This is a genomic window from Brevibacillus composti (genome assembly GCF_016406105.1).
GTDB lineage: Bacteria > Bacillota > Bacilli > Brevibacillales > Brevibacillaceae > Brevibacillus > Brevibacillus composti.
Genome location: NZ_CP066308.1, coordinates 3002479 through 3020185, shown reverse-complemented (window position 1 = coordinate 3020185; position 17707 = coordinate 3002479). Strand labels below are relative to the sequence as shown.

At 54.9% G+C, this 17707-nt stretch carries 18 protein-coding genes; 15 read left to right on the top strand and 3 right to left on the bottom strand.

Annotated elements, in window-relative coordinates:
• Positions 1 to 91: 91 nt before the first annotated feature.
• Both safA and JD108_RS15365 read left to right on the top strand, forming a co-directional pair.
• Positions 92 to 1543 carry a SafA/ExsA family spore coat assembly protein gene (gene safA / locus JD108_RS15370; protein ID WP_198826903.1) on the top strand — a complete coding sequence of 484 codons (1452 nt, stop codon included), beginning with the start codon at positions 92 to 94 and terminating at the stop codon, positions 1541 to 1543.
• Between the two features lie 10 nt (positions 1544 to 1553).
• Positions 1554 to 2582, top strand: a complete 1029-nt coding sequence (locus JD108_RS15365) for a phosphotransferase (RefSeq protein ID WP_198826902.1) — start codon at positions 1554 to 1556, stop codon at positions 2580 to 2582.
• Between the two features lie 74 nt (positions 2583 to 2656).
• On the opposite strand, the gene JD108_RS15360 is transcribed toward JD108_RS15365, so the two are convergent.
• Positions 2657 to 4645 (bottom strand): bifunctional 2',3'-cyclic-nucleotide 2'-phosphodiesterase/3'-nucleotidase, encoded by a 1989-nt coding sequence (locus JD108_RS15360; RefSeq protein WP_198826901.1) that lies wholly within the window; start codon positions 4643 to 4645, stop codon positions 2657 to 2659.
• Positions 4646 to 4831: 186 nt separating this feature from the next.
• On the opposite strand from JD108_RS15360, the gene JD108_RS15355 reads away from it, so the two are divergent.
• Positions 4832 to 5401 (top strand): BofC C-terminal domain-containing protein, encoded by a 570-nt coding sequence (locus JD108_RS15355; protein WP_198826900.1) that lies wholly within the window; start codon positions 4832 to 4834, stop codon positions 5399 to 5401.
• Positions 5402 to 5414: 13 nt separating this feature from the next.
• On the opposite strand, the gene JD108_RS15350 is transcribed toward JD108_RS15355, so the two are convergent.
• Entirely contained in the window at positions 5415 to 6539 is a 1125-nt protein-coding gene (locus JD108_RS15350) for a hypothetical protein (protein WP_198826899.1), read from the bottom strand.
• Between the two features lie 175 nt (positions 6540 to 6714).
• Between JD108_RS15350 and JD108_RS15345 the strand changes: the two genes are divergently transcribed.
• The 11 genes from JD108_RS15345 (at position 6715) to yajC (ending at position 16075) form a co-directional block, all read left to right on the top strand.
• Positions 6715 to 6906 carry a hypothetical protein gene (locus JD108_RS15345; RefSeq protein ID WP_198826898.1) on the top strand — a complete coding sequence of 64 codons (192 nt, stop codon included), beginning with the start codon at positions 6715 to 6717 and terminating at the stop codon, positions 6904 to 6906.
• A gap of 305 nt (positions 6907 to 7211) precedes the next feature.
• Complete coding sequence (ruvC, locus tag JD108_RS15340) at positions 7212 to 7712, top strand: crossover junction endodeoxyribonuclease RuvC (RefSeq protein WP_198826897.1); 501 nt, start codon at positions 7212 to 7214, stop codon at positions 7710 to 7712.
• Positions 7709 to 8326: a Holliday junction branch migration protein RuvA gene (gene ruvA / locus JD108_RS15335; protein ID WP_198826896.1), complete on the top strand. Its 618-nt coding sequence runs from the start codon at positions 7709 to 7711 to the stop codon at positions 8324 to 8326. The genes ruvC and ruvA overlap by 4 nt, the downstream gene beginning before the upstream one ends.
• Before the next feature lie 4 nt (positions 8327 to 8330).
• Entirely contained in the window at positions 8331 to 9332 is a 1002-nt protein-coding gene (gene ruvB, locus JD108_RS15330; RefSeq protein ID WP_198826895.1) for a Holliday junction branch migration DNA helicase RuvB, read from the top strand.
• Positions 9329 to 9547, top strand: a complete 219-nt coding sequence (locus JD108_RS15325; RefSeq protein ID WP_198826894.1) for a DUF2905 domain-containing protein — start codon at positions 9329 to 9331, stop codon at positions 9545 to 9547. The genes ruvB and JD108_RS15325 overlap by 4 nt, the downstream gene beginning before the upstream one ends.
• A gap of 127 nt (positions 9548 to 9674) precedes the next feature.
• Positions 9675 to 10952, top strand: a complete 1278-nt coding sequence (locus JD108_RS15320) for a helix-turn-helix domain-containing protein (protein WP_198826893.1) — start codon at positions 9675 to 9677, stop codon at positions 10950 to 10952.
• Positions 10949 to 11095: a hypothetical protein gene (locus JD108_RS15315; RefSeq protein ID WP_198826892.1), complete on the top strand. Its 147-nt coding sequence runs from the start codon at positions 10949 to 10951 to the stop codon at positions 11093 to 11095. The genes JD108_RS15320 and JD108_RS15315 overlap by 4 nt, the downstream gene beginning before the upstream one ends.
• A gap of 266 nt (positions 11096 to 11361) precedes the next feature.
• A complete protein-coding gene (locus tag JD108_RS15310; RefSeq protein ID WP_198826891.1) occupies positions 11362 to 13446 on the top strand; it encodes a SpoIID/LytB domain-containing protein in 2085 nt (694 codons plus the stop codon).
• 52 nt (positions 13447 to 13498) lie between these two features.
• Positions 13499 to 14527 (top strand): tRNA preQ1(34) S-adenosylmethionine ribosyltransferase-isomerase QueA, encoded by a 1029-nt coding sequence (queA, locus tag JD108_RS15305; RefSeq protein ID WP_198826890.1) that lies wholly within the window; start codon positions 13499 to 13501, stop codon positions 14525 to 14527.
• 85 nt (positions 14528 to 14612) lie between these two features.
• A complete protein-coding gene (gene tgt, locus JD108_RS15300) occupies positions 14613 to 15743 on the top strand; it encodes a tRNA guanosine(34) transglycosylase Tgt (RefSeq protein WP_198826889.1) in 1131 nt (376 codons plus the stop codon).
• Between the two features lie 11 nt (positions 15744 to 15754).
• Positions 15755 to 16075: a preprotein translocase subunit YajC gene (gene yajC, locus JD108_RS15295; RefSeq protein WP_198826888.1), complete on the top strand. Its 321-nt coding sequence runs from the start codon at positions 15755 to 15757 to the stop codon at positions 16073 to 16075.
• A 75-nt stretch (positions 16076 to 16150) separates the two neighbouring features.
• On the opposite strand, the gene JD108_RS15290 is transcribed toward yajC, so the two are convergent.
• Positions 16151 to 16525, bottom strand: a complete 375-nt coding sequence (locus JD108_RS15290) for a TIGR04086 family membrane protein (protein ID WP_198826887.1) — start codon at positions 16523 to 16525, stop codon at positions 16151 to 16153.
• 131 nt (positions 16526 to 16656) lie between these two features.
• On the opposite strand from JD108_RS15290, the gene corA reads away from it, so the two are divergent.
• On the top strand, positions 16657 to 17634 hold the full coding sequence (corA, locus tag JD108_RS15285) for a magnesium/cobalt transporter CorA (RefSeq protein WP_198826886.1): 978 nt from the start codon (positions 16657 to 16659) through the stop codon (positions 17632 to 17634).
• Positions 17635 to 17707: the final 73 nt, after the last annotated feature.

Genomic DNA, 17707 nt, shown 5'->3' with positions numbered 1-17707 from the left:
CAAAGATGGGCGCGCCCCCAAATCTGCCGGGGGAGCAAAAAGCCCATGGGTGCATATCATGGTAGGGAGTTTTCCAGAGGGAGGAGAAACAGTGAGAATTCATGTAGTTCAAAAAGGCGATACCATGTGGAAAATCGCAAAACGATATGGGGTTGACTTTAAAGAGCTGCTCCGCCTGAACAGTCAGATTAAAAATCCTGATCTCATCTATCCCGGCCTGCGCGTAAAAATTCCGGCGAGTGGGGTGCCGGTCCGCCCGAGACCGCAGCGCCCGTCTTCGGCCACGGACTCCGCCAATCAGATGGGGGAAAGCCCGATCGTGAGAGGAATCGAGTCGCCGCAGGTGAAGGAAAGCCCGATCGTGAGAGGAATCGAGTCGCCGCAGGTGAAGGAAAGCCCGATCGTGAGAGGAATCGAGTCGCCGCAGGCGAAGGAAAGCCCGATCGTGAGAGGAATCGAATCGCCGCAGGTAAAGGAAAGACCAATCGAAGAGCGCAGGATGCCGGAAGTGCCGGAGAGAATTGAGGCAAGACCGATCGAGACACCGGAAGAAGAAGAGCTGGACATGGATATGGACATGGAGGAGGAAATCGTGGAGGATCACGAGGAAGACCTCGAGCCGGAAGACAGTGTGGAAATCGAAGCGGAAATGGATACGCCAGAGGCCCTGCCTTCCTTGCCCAATATCAATTTGCCTCCCGCTTTGCCGCCATTGCCGCCAGCAAGGCCTCGGCCGCAGCCGCGCGTCTCGCCTCAGATGGTCCCGCAGCCGCGCGTGTCGCCTCAGACGGTTTCACCGCCGGTGCCGCGCCCGATCATGCCGCCGCCGCAACCGAAGCTCGCTCCGCTGGCACCGCCCAGCCAGCCGCCCGCAAAAGGTAAGCCGCTGCCGCCCATGAGGGTAAGTCCGCAGCAGACGCTGCCGCCCATGAGGGTAAGTCCGCAGCAGACGCTGCCGCCCGCTTCAATGAAGCCGCAGCCGCCTGGACGGGTAAGCCCGGCCCTGCCCCATCAGCCGATGCAGCCGTACCCGCAAGTGCTGCCACAAGAGACCTATCGTCCCGAACCAAGACCCTGCCCGCCCTGCGGCCGCTCTCCCATGCAGATGCCGTACGTCCAGGCAGAATCCTATGCTGATATGATGCCGTACTACCAGCCGATGCCGCATCCTGGGATGATGCCATCGATGGTGCTGCCGCACACCATGCAAGGGTTGCCTCCCTACGGTATGCCAAACGCGATGCCGTTCGGCTTTCCTCCGATGATGCCGGACACTCTGCCACCGATGATGCCAATGATTCATCCGTACTTTGATGAGATGGAGCCTTTTGCGCATCGCGGACCGCGCAGGATGGCGAGAAGGTATGAAGATTCATCCTCCAGTTCCTCTCCGTATCCAATGAAGCCATGTTCCGATGATCACGGCGGCGTTTCTGACCAGCACAATCCCACGCCATATCCCGCTTCCACAGGCCCGGCAGCGAAACCTGCTCCTGAAGTATGGCCTGATTGGGATACAGGATATGACGAATCTTCCTCCTGAACCCTCAGGCATGAATAAATCCATTGTTCCGTCTCTTGAAAAAGCATTCCGCTGCCGAATATACGGGGCAAGACCCCGTCGGAACGTGAGCTACCTGAAAACGGATCGGGGCCATTGGATTCTGAAAGGATACAAACAGCGAGAGAAGGCAGACTGGGTGATCCGTCTCTCTGAATTTCTGCGTCACAAGGGTTTCCTGCATACGGTGCAATACATCGCGGATAGCACAGGCGAAAAGATCTTTCCCTACGGCGGGAAGTTCTACACGATCATGAAAATGATTGACGGCCGCGAGTCGGATAATGCGTCCTTGTCCGATGTGAAAAAAGCGGCGATGACTCTCGCCCGATTCCATCAGGCCGCCCGCCACTTTCCCAGCTCGGAGCCGTTTCCGATTGACGGGAAGCCGGCCCTTTTGGACAAATGGGAAGGCCGCTTGGAGCATTTTGAGCGAATCACCTGGCAAATCGAGCAAAAAGGACCGCAGAACAGGCTGGAGCAATTGATCATGGAGATGGCGGAAGAGGCCATCCACGATGCCAGACACATCCTCCAGGCGGCGTACAAGATGCCGCTCACGGCAGAGCTGTTTGCCGCCTACGAGCATGGGACCCTCGCTCACAGGGATGTCGCCAGCCATAATTTCCTCCTCACGCCACGGGGGAGCTGCTATCTGATCGACCTGGACACAGTCGGTCAGGATATGCAGCTTGTCGACCTCGTGCAGTTCATGGGAAGGATGCTGCTGCTGCAAGAATATCGCCTGTCATCGTTTGTGGAGGCGATCGATGCGTACTCGCAGATCCATTATCTGAGCGACACGCAAATCTGGATGATTCACCAGTTGCTTCGCTATCCGGATAATCTGTTGCGCGAGGTGACCGGTGTCTACGGAAACCGCCCGGGCTATCACATGCGAGGGGTGATCCAGTTGACGCAGATGGAGGAGAGGCTGCGCGAGGCGCGCCAGGATTTTTTACGTGCAGGGGTGGAGCTCTTCCACCATTCACCTTGGGGGAAATACCATTTTGTCGGGTAACATGCGGGTGAACATATGCAACAAAGGGCAACGAAAAAAGCTGACGGCCGGGGCCATCAGCTTTTCTTTTGGACTTATTTCGCTGCCGATTGGGAGAGGTCGATGCTGAATTTCGCAAAACCGCTCTCCAAGGTGGACAAGTATTTCAGATGCGGCATGTTTTCCGCAAAGGGCTTCGCATCAGGAGAAGTCGTGAACGTCACGTTTACTTTCTCGCTGATCGGAGCAAAGGACCAGTTGTTGTCCGCGGCAGGGTTAATCGTTTTTTGGCTGAGGATGTAGTCGATGACGATTTGACGGTTTTCGTCCGGCGAATCGATGACGATCGTCGAGCCGTCCGCACCCGGGAAGTTTCCGCCGCCGCTGGCACGGTAGTTGTTAGTGACGATGATGAACTTGTCTTCCGCCTTTACTTCCTTGCCGTTGTACTGGAGGTTTTTGATGCGGTTTGCCTCTGGGTTTTCCAGCTTGCCTTCAATATTGTACTTGGCAGGCTGGGTCACGTCGATCTGATAAGTCACGCCGTCGATCACGTCAAAGTTGTAGGTAGGGAACGCTTCATTGATCAAGGCTTGCTCTTCCGCTTTTTTCACGTCGATCTGGTTAAACTGACCGGCGGAGCGCTCCAGCCAATCCTTCAACTGGGTTCCATTCACCAATACCGCCTTCAGCGTGTTTGGATAGATGTACAGGTCGGATACGTTCTTGATGGCGATCGTGCCGGCCGGGATGTTGGTGTAGTAAGTGGCGCCGTTGCGTCCGCCCGCCTTAAACGGAGCGCCCGCGGAGAGTACCGGAATGTTTTCATACTCCGTTCCTTTGATATTCTTTTCGACAAACCACTTCTGTGCATTGGTCACGATCTGAATCGATGGATCGTCTTGCACCAGGGCGAAGAAGCTGAAGATCGGCGAGGTGGTGGTGCCTACTGCCGAGCGCACCCACTCTACCGTATGGTCGTGATCTTCTTTTACCGCTTCCACGATCGACGGGTCTGCATCGACGAGCGGCTTTTTCTCCGCTTTGTCAAAGATCGGCAGCGCTTTGGTGCTGGCGTCTGCGACTGTCCACTTGCCTTTTTCTTTTTTCAGGGTGAGATCCACGATGCCCAGGTGGTTGCCCCAGAATCCTGGCATCACCGCAGGCTTGCCGTTGATCAGCCCCTTTTGGTTGTCTATTCCCGGAATATCGTCAAAGCCCGGGCCCGGGAAGACGGAGTGGGAGTGGCCAAACAGAACCGCGTCAATTCCTTCTACCGTTGTCAGTTGATAGCTGGCGTTTTCCAGATTGGCTCCCGCTTCTACCGGACCAATGCCGGAGTGAGGGATGGCGACGATCAGGTCTGCGCCGGCTTTCTTCATTTCCGGCACGTATTTTTTGGCCGTTTCCACGATGTCTTTGGCGATCACTTTGCCTTCGAGATGGGCCTTGTCCCAGTTCATGATTTGCGGAGGCACGAAGCCGATGACGCCTACTTTCAGCTTGACGCCTTTGCCTTGCTCGTCTTTGAAGGTGCGATCCAGGATCAGGTAGGGAGTGAAGTAGTTTTTATCGTTGTTCGGATTGCCATCTTTGTCATCCACATAGACGTTGGCATTGACATAAGGGAATTTGGAGCCCTTCAGGCTGCGGTCCAGATGCTCCAGACCGAAGTTGAACTCATGGTTTCCGATATTGCCGGCATCGTAGTTCAACAGGTTCATGGCTTTGTATACGGGGTGGGTTTCTCCGTCTTTCAGCGGGTTGATTTTGGCTACATAGTCACCCAGCGGGTTTCCTTGGATCAAATCGCCGTTGTCAAACAGCATCGAGTTGGTCACTTCTTCGCGAGCCTGTTTGATGAGGGACGCTGTTTTGGCCAGGCCAAATTCATCCGTAGCCTTGTCCTGGTAATAGTCGTAGTTCACGATGTTGGTGTGGAGGTCCGTCGTTTCCAACAGACGCAATTTGATGGTGGCTTCGGCATTCGCGCTTGCTGCGTTAGCGGGGTAGGACAAAACTCCTGCGGCCAGCACCGCCGTCAGCAAACAGCTAAGCAGCTTTTGAGAGCCCGTTTTTTTCATAATCTAGCATTCCTCCAATGATTGAAAAATATAGCAATCACGTTCATTCTATCATGTCTTACTTGCTATTGGTATAAATTCCATGTGGTATTTGTCATAAAGATGCGAATCTTGCCGGGGTTATGGGTATGCTTTTCTCACTTTTCGGCCACACTTGTAAAAAAATGAGAGAAAGGGCTTAGGTACATGAGACGGCAGTGGATGGTTTACACGGCGTGGAGTGCTGCTTTGGCAGCGGGGTTGGTCGGTGGATTTTTGGCCGGTAAGAGTGTGGCAGACACGAGGAGCGGCGCGGTTTCCGTGGCGACGACGGCCGATGCGGGCATGATGAGCGGCGCTTACCAGGTGGTCTTTGCCAGGACCTATTTATGCGGAGTGAAGACGGAAGAAGTGACGAAAGTCCCGCGCAGCGAGGTGGCGCAGACGTTGACCGCCCATCAGGGGTGGGAAATCGTAGCGGCCGAGCCGGACAAGCTGATCCTGTTAAAGCGGGAAAACGACCTCGCTCCGGAATGCAAGGAGAACGGCTACATCGGAATTTCCGCAGACGGCATGCTGACGCTCTTTCACGGCTTGCCGGAAGAAGCGGAAGTGATACAAACCTTTTACCGGATCAGCACAGAAAAAATGGAGGCCCGGCTCTCGCCAGAAGAGATCGCCTCGCTGAAAAAAGGGATTCGCATTCGCGATCTGGCAGAGTACAACAGCGTCTTGTCCACCTTTGGCGAGTTTCAGATCGGGGCGGGAGATGAATAAGAGGCTGTCCTGTTCATCCACGGGACAGCCTCTTATGTGATTCCGGCAGGACCTCTACGATTTTCCAGGGGTCACATGGCGACAGCCGGGCGATGGTGAACGCCCAGGTGTCTTTATGCTCCCGTCCGCGTTGATCCAGATAGTCCACCCGGACCGCCAGCTCGATCTCAAGGAGTGGCTCCGCTTCATGCTGCTCATAAGGGTTGCTGCGCTTGATCGACTGGATTCCCGTCAATGTGGCGGGCAGCGATTCGCTGGCGGTCGTCAGACTCAAGGCATAGTGGTCATGCTCGTGCAGAGACGTCAGGAAATAATCGGCCAGCTGCTCCGGCAAAGCGGCGTTGATCGTTTCATAGAGCTTTCCGGAAGCCTTGAGAATCATCAGGCTATGGCTGGGATCGGGCTCTGTTTTGCGATGGGTGGAGCTGCCCTGAAAATGGATGCAGAAATGGCCGGGGAACTGATTGCCCTGGATCGCTCCGGCTCCGTGCGGCATCCCGTGCATCGAGGCGGCGTAGTGTGTGCCATTGATATAAACGAGGATGGCCCGTCTTTTCCAGCTCCATTTCCCCTGGTAGATCTGTTTCATCGTGCGGGTGTCTTCGCGGGTGAGCGGCTGCACGTCGGCGTGTCTGCTTCCCGCCCGGCGCTGGACGCGAAATTGCTCTCCCGTCTCCAGGTCGATCACGGTAGCGTGGCTCATCCGTCGAAAGTGCTGGCGCACCTCGTCCCAGGGAAGCTGCTTTCCGTAGTGGCTGCTTTCGAGCAGGGTGACGTGCTGGTCCAATTGGCGATAGGTCGCCGCCGGCAAGCGGATGTTTTTTCGGTGCGCCGGATCATGGAAAGCCCCGTCATAACCGAGGAAATAGCGCGTTCCTTTTATCTCCACCGTCGCCCGTACGGGATGGGGAGGCGCACCGGCGGGGGCTTCCGGACTTTTCAAAATGGAGCGGATCAAGCTTTTGGCAGGTCGAACCGTAAGCCGGGAGACATGTGAAGACGCCGGAGAGACCCGGACGCTGATCGCGATTTCGTCAGCCTGCTGTTTGGCCGCCTCGGACGGATTCGTACTGGATAAGAAAAGACAAACAATGGCAAGCAGGAGCAAAAACGGGCGGGCCGCTTTTCGTTTCGCCAACCGATTCACCTCCGTATGCAGCATCATTTTCGTTCTCTGCAGGTAGTTTGTGCGGAAGCGGATAGGAGTCTGCATGGGGAGGCGTACAGGGGGCTGAACAAATGTTGCCATCATAAGGGCGGGCTTCTTACATCATACTGATGACATACGGCGGGCAGAGGAGGAGTCTTTCAGCATGTCTTCGATGCCAAGAGGAAGCTACAAAGACCAATTCCATCAGCGTTTGTACGTTCAATTGAACCAGGGGCACAACAAGCTGAACTATCGTCAGATCAACCAGATTCGGGAAGAGATGCGAAATGATGTGGATGAGTACGCACACATGCAGCATGACGAGGCTGACGCGCTTGGGATGAACAAACATTAGCTGCCGCCGATGAAGATCCGTTCCCGCGATCGGGGAACGGGTTTTTTCTTGGGGCAGTTCCGAAGTAGGGCCGGGATTTTCGCTGAGTGAGAAGAAGCACTGCCCAGCATCCGGTTAATCTTGCCGTACGGTTAACACTACATTGCCCCGCTTATGTCCCGGGTTTCAACTTTTCCCTATATTCAGATAATTTTTGTGGCATGATGTCCTGCGAATCAATCGCATCTATGGAAATGCACGTTCGCTTTTTTCCAGCTTTGTGGTACAGTAAAAGACAGAAATCCTTCTGCCTGGAGTTGTAAGCCATGAAAATCATCGGGATCGACCCGGGAATTGCCATTGTCGGTTTCGGCGTCATCGACAAACAGGGAAGTCAGCTGAAGCCAGTTCAATACGGAAGCATCCAGACCGAAGCGGGCTTGCCCGTCCCGCTGCGTTTGAAGCAAATCTTTGAAGCCATGCAAACCTTGCTCGATACATACAAGCCCGACGAGATGGCCGTGGAAAAGCTGTTCTTCAACCGAAACGTCACGACAGCGTTTACCGTCGGCCAGGCCCGGGGGGTGATTCTGCTCGCTGCGGAACTGGCGGGGATCCCCATCTACGAGTATACGCCGATGCAGGTCAAGCAAGCCGTGACCGGATATGGCGGAGCGGAGAAAAAACAAATCCAGGAAATGACGAAGATGCTGCTCCGGCTAAAAGAGGTGCCCAAGCCGGACGACGTGGCGGACGCGCTCGGCATCGCCATCACGCATGCCCAGATGCGGGCATTCATTTCCCTTGTGGAAGGAGCAACAACATGATTGATTTTGTGGAAGGGACGCTTGCCTATCTCGATTCCGAATACGTGGTCCTGGAAGCGGGCGGCATCGGCTACCGTCTGTTCTGTCCCAATCCCTATCATTTTGTCAGGTATGAGGGGACCAAGACCAAGCTCTACACGCATCACCACGTACGTGAGGATGCCATTTTGCTCTACGGATTCCCGACGCGGGACGAGCGTGATCTGTTTCGAAAATTGTTGGACGTGTCCGGCATCGGTCCGAAGGGAGGCCTGGCCATCCTGTCGGCAGCCACGCCAGAACAGATTGTCATGGCCGTCCAACAGGAAAATGTCACGTACCTGACGAAGTTTCCGGGGATTGGGAAAAAGACCGCGCAGCGGATCATTCTCGATCTCAAGGATAAGCTGTCCGGCTTTACCCCGTCTGTTTTCCAGACCGTGGCCGCAACCGAATTGCAAGTGGGAGAAACAGCCGCACAAGTCCTGCAGGAAGCGCAGGATGCCCTGCAGGCGCTCGGCTATTCCGATCTGGAAATCCAGAAAATTCGCGGGGCGCTTTCCGAGGGAGCGAAAAACGGCTCGACCGTCGAGCAACTGATCAAGCAGGGGCTTTCCTTGTTTATGAGGGGGTAGCGAAGTGGATGAACGCATCATTACGACACAGATGAACTGGGAAGAGGATGCGGCAGAGCTGAGTCTTCGCCCTCGTTATCTGCATGAATACATCGGGCAGCAGCAGGCAAAAGATAATTTGAAAGTATTTATCGAAGCGGCCAAAATGCGGAAAGAAGCGCTGGACCATGTCTTGCTGTACGGGCCGCCGGGACTTGGCAAAACCACTCTTTCGCAAATTATCGCCAATGAATTGGGCGTCAGCATTCGCACCACGTCGGGGCCGGCGATCGAACGTCCGGGGGATCTGGCTGCCATCCTGACCAACCTCCAGGAAGGCGATGTGCTGTTTATCGACGAGATCCACCGTCTGAATCGCAGCGTAGAAGAGGTGCTCTACCCGGCCATGGAGGACTTTGCCCTCGACATCATCATCGGCAAAGGGCCGAGCGCCCGCAGCGTCCGGCTGGATTTGCCGCCCTTCACCCTGGTAGGCGCCACGACCCGTGCGGGGATGCTCTCCTCGCCGCTCCGCGACCGTTTTGGCGTCGTCAATCGCCTGGAATTTTACACGGTGCCGGAATTGACCTTCATCGTCAGCCGGGCAGCGGATATTTTGCAGATCGGGATGAAGGAAGACGGCGCCGTGGAGATTGCCAAACGCTCTCGGGGGACGCCGCGCGTGGCCAATCGCCTGCTGAAGCGGGTGAGGGATTTTGCCCAGGTACAGGGGGAGGGAGTGGTCACGGCCGAAATCGCCCGGGAAGCGTTGGAGCGTCTGCAGGTGGATGCCTGCGGTCTCGATCACATCGACCACAAGCTGCTCCTGGCGATCATCGACCGGTTTGACGGCGGACCGGTAGGGCTCGATACCATCGCAGCCACGATCGGCGAAGAGAGTCAGACGATAGAAGATGTCTGTGAGCCGTATTTGCTTCAGATCGGGTTTATCCAGCGCACCCCGAGAGGACGGGTCGCGACCCCTGCTGCCTACGAACATTTTGGTCGGGAGATGAAAAAAGCATGAATCCGGTTGCCAAACTGCTCATCATCGGGGGAGCTGTGCTGATTGTAATTGGCCTCTTGTGGCAAGTGGGGGGGAGGTTCCTCCCTCTCGGCCGCCTGCCAGGTGACATCGTCGTGGAAAAGGAAAACGTCAAATTCTACTTTCCCATCGTCACCTGTATCGTCATCAGCATCGTGCTGTCTCTGGCTACTTATTTGTTTCGCCTGTTTAAGTAATTGTTTGGAACGGCCCGCTGACTGTTATTGCGCGGGCTCTTTTCTTGTCCTATTATCGGAAATATGATATCATTTTGTTGATTTTTACATTTTATGGGGATGAAAAAGAGACGTAGGGGGCGTAGCGATGTCGTTTTCGGAGTCCATGAAAGCGCACCGTTATCGGGCAAACCTGTCATTGCAAGAATTGTCCGAACGAACAGGGATCAGCCGCAGTGTTCTTGCACGAATTGAGTCGGGAGAGACGAAAAGGCCAGGGTTTACGACTTGGAAAAAGATTGCCTCCGAACTGGACATTCCTTATGAACGTGTCATCGCTTTGTATTTGGATATTTCAGAGCGGGCTGACGTCCTAAAGTTCCTGTTGGCAGAAGCGATCGCGTATACAGATCGGCACATCGTCCGCAAAGCCGCCAGAAAGCTTTTGGAATCTACCAAAATCAATACGTTCTTTGCCCTTGATTACCTGCTGCAAGTGACGAGGGAGACCGAAGACGAAGAGATCAAAATTACGATTTACGACATGATTATTGATTGCACGAAAAAACAGGGGATTCCGTTTTACCAGGCCAAAGCGCTGCTGGAGCGCTATTTTATCGAGCGGTATGATTTTTCCCGGATGGAAGAAACGTACCGCAGAGGCAAGGAATTGTTGTCGTACATCGAGTATCTGACGGTGTCCGAGCGGGTAAACGCTTACTACCGACTCGGTTTGCAAGCCTACGCCTTGAAGTATTATGACGACTGTATTCACCTGTGCCGACAGGGGATCTCCGGAGATTCGGAGGAGAACGAATTGATGGCTTCGGCCCTGCTGGCCATCACCAATTCGTACATCAATATGGGGGATGCCATTTTGGCGGAACTCTACTTGAAAAAGTACGAAAAGAGCGGCTACGCGAAAGCCAACCACATCCGCTATCTGCGTGCCCAGCTGCATGCCCAAAAGGGAGAATACGACGAGGCGATCGCCGGCTTGGAGCTGTGTCTGTCAGAAGCAGAGAGTGAGACCCGGATTGCGATTGCGACTGATCTTTTGGAATGCTATGCCAGCATCGAGGATGTCGAGGGGATGAAGGGACTGTTCGAACGGGAGAGCCACTTCCTGCCGCTTGAGATGAATACGCCCAAGAAGCTGGAGCACGTGGCGATGTACATGAAGCGCAAAGGCGTCTACCTGCTGGAGCAGGGCATGTTCCGGGAAGGCATGGACAGCTTGTTTGAAAGCCTGTCCCACTACCGTCAAATCGGAGCGTACTCGTCTGTCTCCGAATGCGTCGGCTTGATCATGGCAGAGCATCTCAACTACGGGGAAAAACTTTCTCCAGAAGATATGGAAAAACTTTCAATTTTATGGCATAGTAAGAGTAGCTTGAAAACAACCCAAAGGAGGCAGATGGTATGAAAAAGATTCTGACCGGTATTTTGGTGCTGCTGATGACAATCACGATGGTAACACCTGTTTTAGGAGCTACAAAAGATGCTGGTGCTACGGCTTCCAGACCAAGTGCACCGATTACTACCTTTGACATTGACCCGGGATATTAATAAACATACTGGACAAGCAGTTTCTAGTTTCGGCGCCGGATACCCTAGGCGCCGATTTTTTTTGTGCTTGGGAGGGTGTCATACCTGCGGCAATATCCTTGTCCCCATGCCTTTTTCATTGCGTCTCAAGTCCCAAATACGCTTGGTGGAGCAGGAGTCTGGGGAAAATTGTCGAACATCATGAGAGTTCGTGCCAAAAAGTTTGATGTTCCAATCAAATTTCCATTCGAAAAGTAACTATACAGGTGAGAGGAAGGACAGACGTCATGTGGAAGCGGAAGATGGGAAGAGTCCTTTTAGCGGGCCTGTTATCGTTGGTGCTTTTGGCTGGGCAGACGCCTGCCGGGGCAGCATCCGATACGATCCGGGTTGCGCTGTTTATCGACAATGGACAGGGCTATCGGGGCGTAGTCCCCGCAGTAACCTTGACGGCGGAGGGAGGGCTGGAGGTGTCCATGCGGGCACAGGAAGGCACCGCGAAAATCCCCTCGCTGGGTGGAGAGACGGCCCGGGTGCGCGTAGACGAGTTCTATGTCCAGGCCGTAGAGACTGGCGACCTGACGCGTGCCCAGCAAGCCGCCCAACAGCTGAGCCAGCGAAAGATCGATGCTTCGATTCAGCTGGCTGAGCTGGGCGGAAAGCGCGTCTATCAGGTGGTCAGCGGAACCTATGATACGTATCAAGCCGCCATCGCACAAGCGCGGGCGATCGAGCAGGCAACGGGACAGCCATCCGCGGTCAAAGGACCGATGCGGCTGGAGGCGGGGCGCTTTACCAGTCTGAACGAAGCACTGGACTGGCAAGCGGCGTTCGCCTCGGCCAATATTCCGGCCTACCCCGTTTTTCTGCAGGAGGGTCGCAAGCTCTCCTATGCGGTGTGGATCGGAGACGAGGTGAGCAAAGAGGCGGCCCAGAAGCTGGCGCGGAAAGCGTCGGCAGAATTCCCCGGCTTTACCTTTCGGGAAGCGAGCAGCCCCTCCTACGTCGTCATGAAAAAGGACCTGATCGGCTCGGCAGGTGTCTGGAAATACGTCCTTTCCCCAAAAACGACACTCGAAGCAAAATCGGCAAAAGACGGCTCGCGGTCGCTCATCGGCGTAGAGGAGCGGGGGCAGCGAAAGTACCGGGGATCGATCGAGCTGTCGGAATACAAAGGGAATCTGGCGGTCATCAATGAACTGAAAATGGAAGAATACCTCTATAGTGTCGTCGGCTCCGAAATGGCGCCGGGATGGCCGCTGGAGGCGTTAAAGGCACAGGCCGTGCTTGCCCGCACGAGAGCTGTGGCCCAGGGGAATAAATACGGGATCGCCAACTTGTCCGACACAGTGTATGAGCAGGCTTATTACGGCTTCGAAAAGGAGTCCAGAGACACGCGGGAGGCCGTCGATGAAACAGAGGGCGAAGTCATTTTCTACCGCGGGAAGGTAGCAGAAGCGCTGTACTACTCCAACGCCGGGGGTATGACAGCTGCCGGCGAGGAGGTCTGGGGCAATGATGTGCCATACCTCCGTTCCATTCGCAGCGATGACAGCGAGCCGGCGAAAAAAGCGGCCCGCTGGTATCAGGTATCGCTGGCTGACGGGACGATCGGCTATCTGCGGAGCGATCTGGTAGAGGCCTTTGACAGTGCAAATTCGCTCGGATTCCGGGAAGGCGTGGTCCAAACCGCGAACAGCAATTTGCGCTCCGGACCGAGTACGGCCTATCACCGGGTACTGACCACATTGCCCGCGGGTACGGCGGTGACGATTGTCCGCGAGGTTGCCGAAGAGAATGCGTACAGCTGGACGAGAGGACCGTATACGGCCGAAGAGGTTACCGCGATGATCAACGCGAGTCAGGAGCGAAACAAGGGCCCGCGGATCAGCGGCGTCGTCGAGACCTTGCGCGTCACTGAGCGGGGCGAATCGGGCCGGGTGATCGAGATGGAAGCAAATGGACAGCCGCTGAAAGTCTCTTCTCCGGATGCGCACCGTTCGATCTTCCAGCAGGGCGGGGCAGCCCTGCGCAGCACCAAATTCGATGTGATCGAAATGGGCAGCGTCACGGTGCTGGGAGCGGACGGAAAGCAGACGAACTACCCCAAGCACAGTTCGCTCATGGCGGTCGGCGCTGACAGCTACGGCGCGATGCCAGCCAACGGATACCAGGATCAATATCTGATTCTGGGCGCGGAGAATGCCATCCGGACGGCCTCGAAGCAGCAGATGTTCCTGTTCGAGGGCACCGGCTTTGGACACGGGCTGGGCGTATCCCAGTACGGTGCCAAAGCAATGGCGGAAAATGGGTATGACTATCGGGAAATCTTGCAACACTACTACCAGGACGTGTCAATCGAAAAATATTGATTGAGAATAGATGGAATTGACATGTGAACTGAGTGATGAGGAGTCAGAAGTTGTGGACGTCAAACAGTTTGATTTTGAATTGCCGGAGAGATTAATCGCCCAGCACCCGCTGCCAGACCGTACTGCTTCGCGATTGCTGGTGATGGACAAGCGGACGGGCGAGCTGTCTCACCGTCGCTTTACCGATCTGAAAGAGTACCTGCGGGCAGGCGATGTCCTGGTTTTGAATGACAGTCGCGTTCTCCCGGCCCGGCTGATCGGAGAAAAAGCGGATACGGGAGCCAAGATCGAAGTATTGCTGCTGAAATCCTTGGGAGAGGACCGCTGGGAGACCCTGGTCAAGCCAGGCAAACGGGTCAAGCCGGGGACGGAAATCATCTTTGGAGAAGGTCTGCTGCGCTGTGTCTGCGAAGAGACTACGGAGACGGGCGGCCGGATTGTCCGTTTTCACTACGAAGGAATCTTTTACGAGATCCTCGACCAGCTGGGCTCCATGCCGCTGCCGCCTTATATACACGAGCAGCTCGACGACCGGGAGCGCTACCAGACCGTCTACGCCAGGGAGCGCGGCTCGGCAGCTGCGCCTACGGCCGGCCTTCATTTCACGGAGGAATATTTGCGCCAGTTGGAGGCGGGGGGTGTGCAGCTCGCTTATGTGACCTTGCATGTAGGTCTTGGGACCTTTCGTCCGGTTACCGCAGACGTGGTGGAAGAGCATGTGATGCACAGCGAATACTATGAAATTCCGGCCCGGACCGCCGAGCTGGTGAATGCGGCGAAGGCGGAGGGAAGACGCGTCATCGCGGTCGGAACCACTTCCTGCCGGACACTCGAGACGGTGGGGACGCGGCACGGAGGAAGGCTGGAGGAAGAATCGGGTTGGACGGATATCTTTATTTATCCGGGGTATCAATTCGCGATCATCGACGGCCTTTTGACCAATTTCCATCTTCCCAAATCAAGCCTGGTCATGCTGGTCAGCGCTCTCGCCGGACAGGAGCATATCCGGCGGGCCTACGAGGAAGCCATCCGGGAGGAGTACCGTTTCTTCAGCTTTGGTGATGCGATGCTGCTGATCTAACCGGGGAAACCCGGTTTTTTCTTGTGCTATCCAAGCCGTTTCTATATAATAGGAAAGAATTACATTCTTGAGGAGTGTACATAATTTGGCTGTCCGCTATGAACTGATCAAGACTTGCAAGCAAACCGGGGCCCGCCTCGGAAAGCTGCATACGCCGCATGGGACCATCGACACTCCTGTATTTATGCCGGTGGGTACACAAGCGACGGTAAAAACCATGAGTCCCGAAGAACTGAAAGCAATCGGGGCCGGTATTATCCTCAGCAATACCTATCACCTTTTTTTGCGGCCCGGCCATGAAATCGTCAGGGAAGCAGGCGGTTTGCACGGGTTTATGAACTGGGACCGCGCCGTCTTGACCGACTCGGGCGGGTTTCAGGTGTTCAGTCTCAGCAATCTGCGCAAGATCACGGAAGAGGGCGTTTCCTTCCGCTCCCACCTGAACGGAGAAAAGCTGTTCATCGGTCCGGAAGAAGCGACCCAGATCCAGAATGCCTTGGGTGCCGATATCTTTATGGCTTTCGACGAATGCGCCCCCTATCCGGCCGAGTACGACTATGTGAAGCAATCCATGGAGCGTACCAGCAGATGGGCGGAGCGCTGCCTGAAGGCACATGCCAGACCGAATGAACAGGCGCTCTTCGGAATTGTGCAGGGAGGCATGTACAAGGACCTGCGGGAGCAAAGCGCCAAGGATCTTGTATCCATGGATTTTCCGGGATACGCCATCGGGGGATTGAGCGTGGGTGAGCCATTCCCGTTGATGTATGAGATTCTTGAGCATACGGTTCCGCTTCTGCCCACGGGCAAGCCTCGCTACCTGATGGGGGTCGGCTCGCCGGACGCCTTGATCGAGGGGGCCATGCGCGGGATCGACATGTTTGACTGCGTTCTGCCCACCCGGATCGCCCGCAATGGGACATGCATGACGAGCCAGGGCAGACTGGTGATCCGCAATGCCAAGTACGCCCGCGACTTCGGTCCGCTCGACCCGCATTGCGAATGCTACACCTGCAAAAATTACACCCGGGCGTACATCCGTCATCTCGTGAAGGCGGAAGAGACATTTGGCATCAGGCTGACCACGTATCACAACTTGCACTTTTTGGTCAATCTGATGAAAGAGGTGCGTCAGGCGATAGCCGAAGACCGCCTCGGCGATTTTCGAGACCAGTTTTTCGCTCAATATGGGTTGAGTGAAGATAGATCTTTTTAAGGAGGACTCCCATGGAAGGTATCCAAAGCTTTTTACCGATTATTATCATGTTTGCGATTTTCTATTTCCTCTTGATCCGCCCGCAGCAGAAGCGCCAAAAGCAGCGCAATGCAATGCTGGCCTCGCTGAAAAAGGGTGACAAGGTCGTGACCATTGGCGGCGTTCACGGGACCATTCAGGACATAGGCGACGACACCGTTACGCTGCGCATTGCCCACAACGTCAACGTCACCTTCGACCGCGGCGCCATCAACAGCGTGGTAGCCAGCAGCAATGAACCGGCGGCGGCAGAATCCAAAGAAGCCAAAGAAGCCAAAGAAGAAAACAAATAAATGAGTAAAAAAGAGAGGGCCCGCCGCATCTGAGCGGAAGCCCTCTTTTTTTACCCATGATAGACCGCATAGCACCTATCTGCTGCTGGAGGAGGCGTTGACGCCGAAGATTCCCCCGATGGAGGCCATGACGAATGCGCCAATCAGGTAGAACAGCGTTCCCCACTGCATCGGCGCATCGAATCCCAAAAAGCCGATCAACAGCACCAGCAGGAAGTAAAAAAGTCCAGTCAGCCCGCCGTAGTACCAGCCCTTGCCACCACAGCGCCGGCCGGTTACATAACCGCCGACCAACAGGCCGATTGTATTAATGACATAGGTAAAATAGGGCAGCGAGCTTTCGCGGATCGAGGTGAATGAGAGCAGCAAGGCGACGATCAGGGCGCCTACCAGGACCAGGCCGAGCGTGTACAGCAGACCGGCAAAGACTGAGGTGGAAGCACTCCGCAAGGAAAACCCTCCTAACTCGTCAAGTTTGTACCATCTATATGAGAGGCTTGGTCCCGGTATTCATCTTCGCGTTGAACATCATGAAGAATTTTCGTAGAATGGATGAGGAACCAGACGGGGGGTGAGGATACATGATTAAAACCTACTTCTACAACCACTCGGAACAGAAGATGTATCATGACGTGGACCTTAGCCAAAAGGACCAATTTCTGAAATCGCCGGAGGATTTGCTCTGGATCGATCTGTACGACGTGGGCAACAGTGAGCTGCAGTACATTGCTAAGATTTTTGATTTTCACCCGCTGGCCATTGAGGACTGCCTGCATGTGAGCCCTCGCGCCAAGGTGGACAAATACGATGATTATTGTTTCTTCGTGTTTCACGCCTTGCGCTATAACGAAGAGAGCGATGATGAAATCACAACGGTAGAACTGAACGTGTTTCTCGGGCCCAACTACATCGTTACGATCCATAAATCGCCGATGAATACCATCGGACGTATCGCCTCGATCTGCCACCGCAACATTTCATACCTGAATCGCGGCCCTGATTATTTGCTTTATGCCATTGTTGACGGAATTACAGACGAGTACTTTCCGATCATGGATCGTATCAGCGTGCGGATTGACGAATTGGAAGATGAAATCTTCGATCACCAGATGGAAGAAATTACGGAAGAATTCCTCGCTCTCAAGCGGACGATTATCCTGATTCGTCGCGTCATTCTGCCGCAAAAGCGGATTTTTGCCAGTGTCAATGGACGCTATTCCTTTGACATCTCCGAGGAAAACGTTCCGTTCTACATTGACCTAAATGACCACCTGGAGCGGATCGCCGACTCAACCGAGACGTTTCGCGACCTGGTGAACGGAGCCCTGGACACGTATTACACCATCATCAGTGCGAAAACGACGGAGACCATGCGTGTCCTGACGATTATCTCCACGATTATCCTGCCTCTGACCTTTATCACCGGCCTTTTTGGAATGAACACCTTCAGCTGGCTGGGGGAAGAGGCGGAGCCGTACATGCTGATCGTCGCCTTAACGGTGATGATCACGATGACGTTCGTGATGCTGCACATCTTCCGAAAGCGAAAATGGCTGTAGACGTTTAGCCAAAATTGGCGATAATAGTTGCCCCTTCTTACGCGGAGACTAGATATGAAACTCTGCGTGAGGG

What these genes read in the sequence shown, in the direction of transcription:
- ruvC (WP_198826897.1), top strand. Translation starts at nt 7,212, where the DNA reads ATGAAAATCATCGGGATCGACCCGGGAATTGCCATTGTCGGTTTCGGC.
- JD108_RS15325 (WP_198826894.1), top strand. Translation starts at nt 9,329, where the DNA reads ATGAATCCGGTTGCCAAACTGCTCATCATCGGGGGAGCTGTGCTGATT.
- JD108_RS15345 (WP_198826898.1), top strand. Translation starts at nt 6,715, where the DNA reads ATGTCTTCGATGCCAAGAGGAAGCTACAAAGACCAATTCCATCAGCGT.
- corA (WP_198826886.1), top strand. Translation starts at nt 16,657, where the DNA reads ATGATTAAAACCTACTTCTACAACCACTCGGAACAGAAGATGTATCAT.
- JD108_RS15310 (WP_198826891.1), top strand. Translation starts at nt 11,362, where the DNA reads ATGTGGAAGCGGAAGATGGGAAGAGTCCTTTTAGCGGGCCTGTTATCG.
- JD108_RS15355 (WP_198826900.1), top strand. Translation starts at nt 4,832, where the DNA reads ATGAGACGGCAGTGGATGGTTTACACGGCGTGGAGTGCTGCTTTGGCA.
- JD108_RS15320 (WP_198826893.1), top strand. Translation starts at nt 9,675, where the DNA reads ATGTCGTTTTCGGAGTCCATGAAAGCGCACCGTTATCGGGCAAACCTG.
- JD108_RS15360 (WP_198826901.1), bottom strand. Translation starts at nt 4,645, where the DNA reads ATGAAAAAAACGGGCTCTCAAAAGCTGCTTAGCTGTTTGCTGACGGCG.
- JD108_RS15315 (WP_198826892.1), top strand. Translation starts at nt 10,949, where the DNA reads ATGAAAAAGATTCTGACCGGTATTTTGGTGCTGCTGATGACAATCACG.
- ruvA (WP_198826896.1), top strand. Translation starts at nt 7,709, where the DNA reads ATGATTGATTTTGTGGAAGGGACGCTTGCCTATCTCGATTCCGAATAC.
- yajC (WP_198826888.1), top strand. Translation starts at nt 15,755, where the DNA reads ATGGAAGGTATCCAAAGCTTTTTACCGATTATTATCATGTTTGCGATT.
- JD108_RS15365 (WP_198826902.1), top strand. Translation starts at nt 1,554, where the DNA reads ATGAATAAATCCATTGTTCCGTCTCTTGAAAAAGCATTCCGCTGCCGA.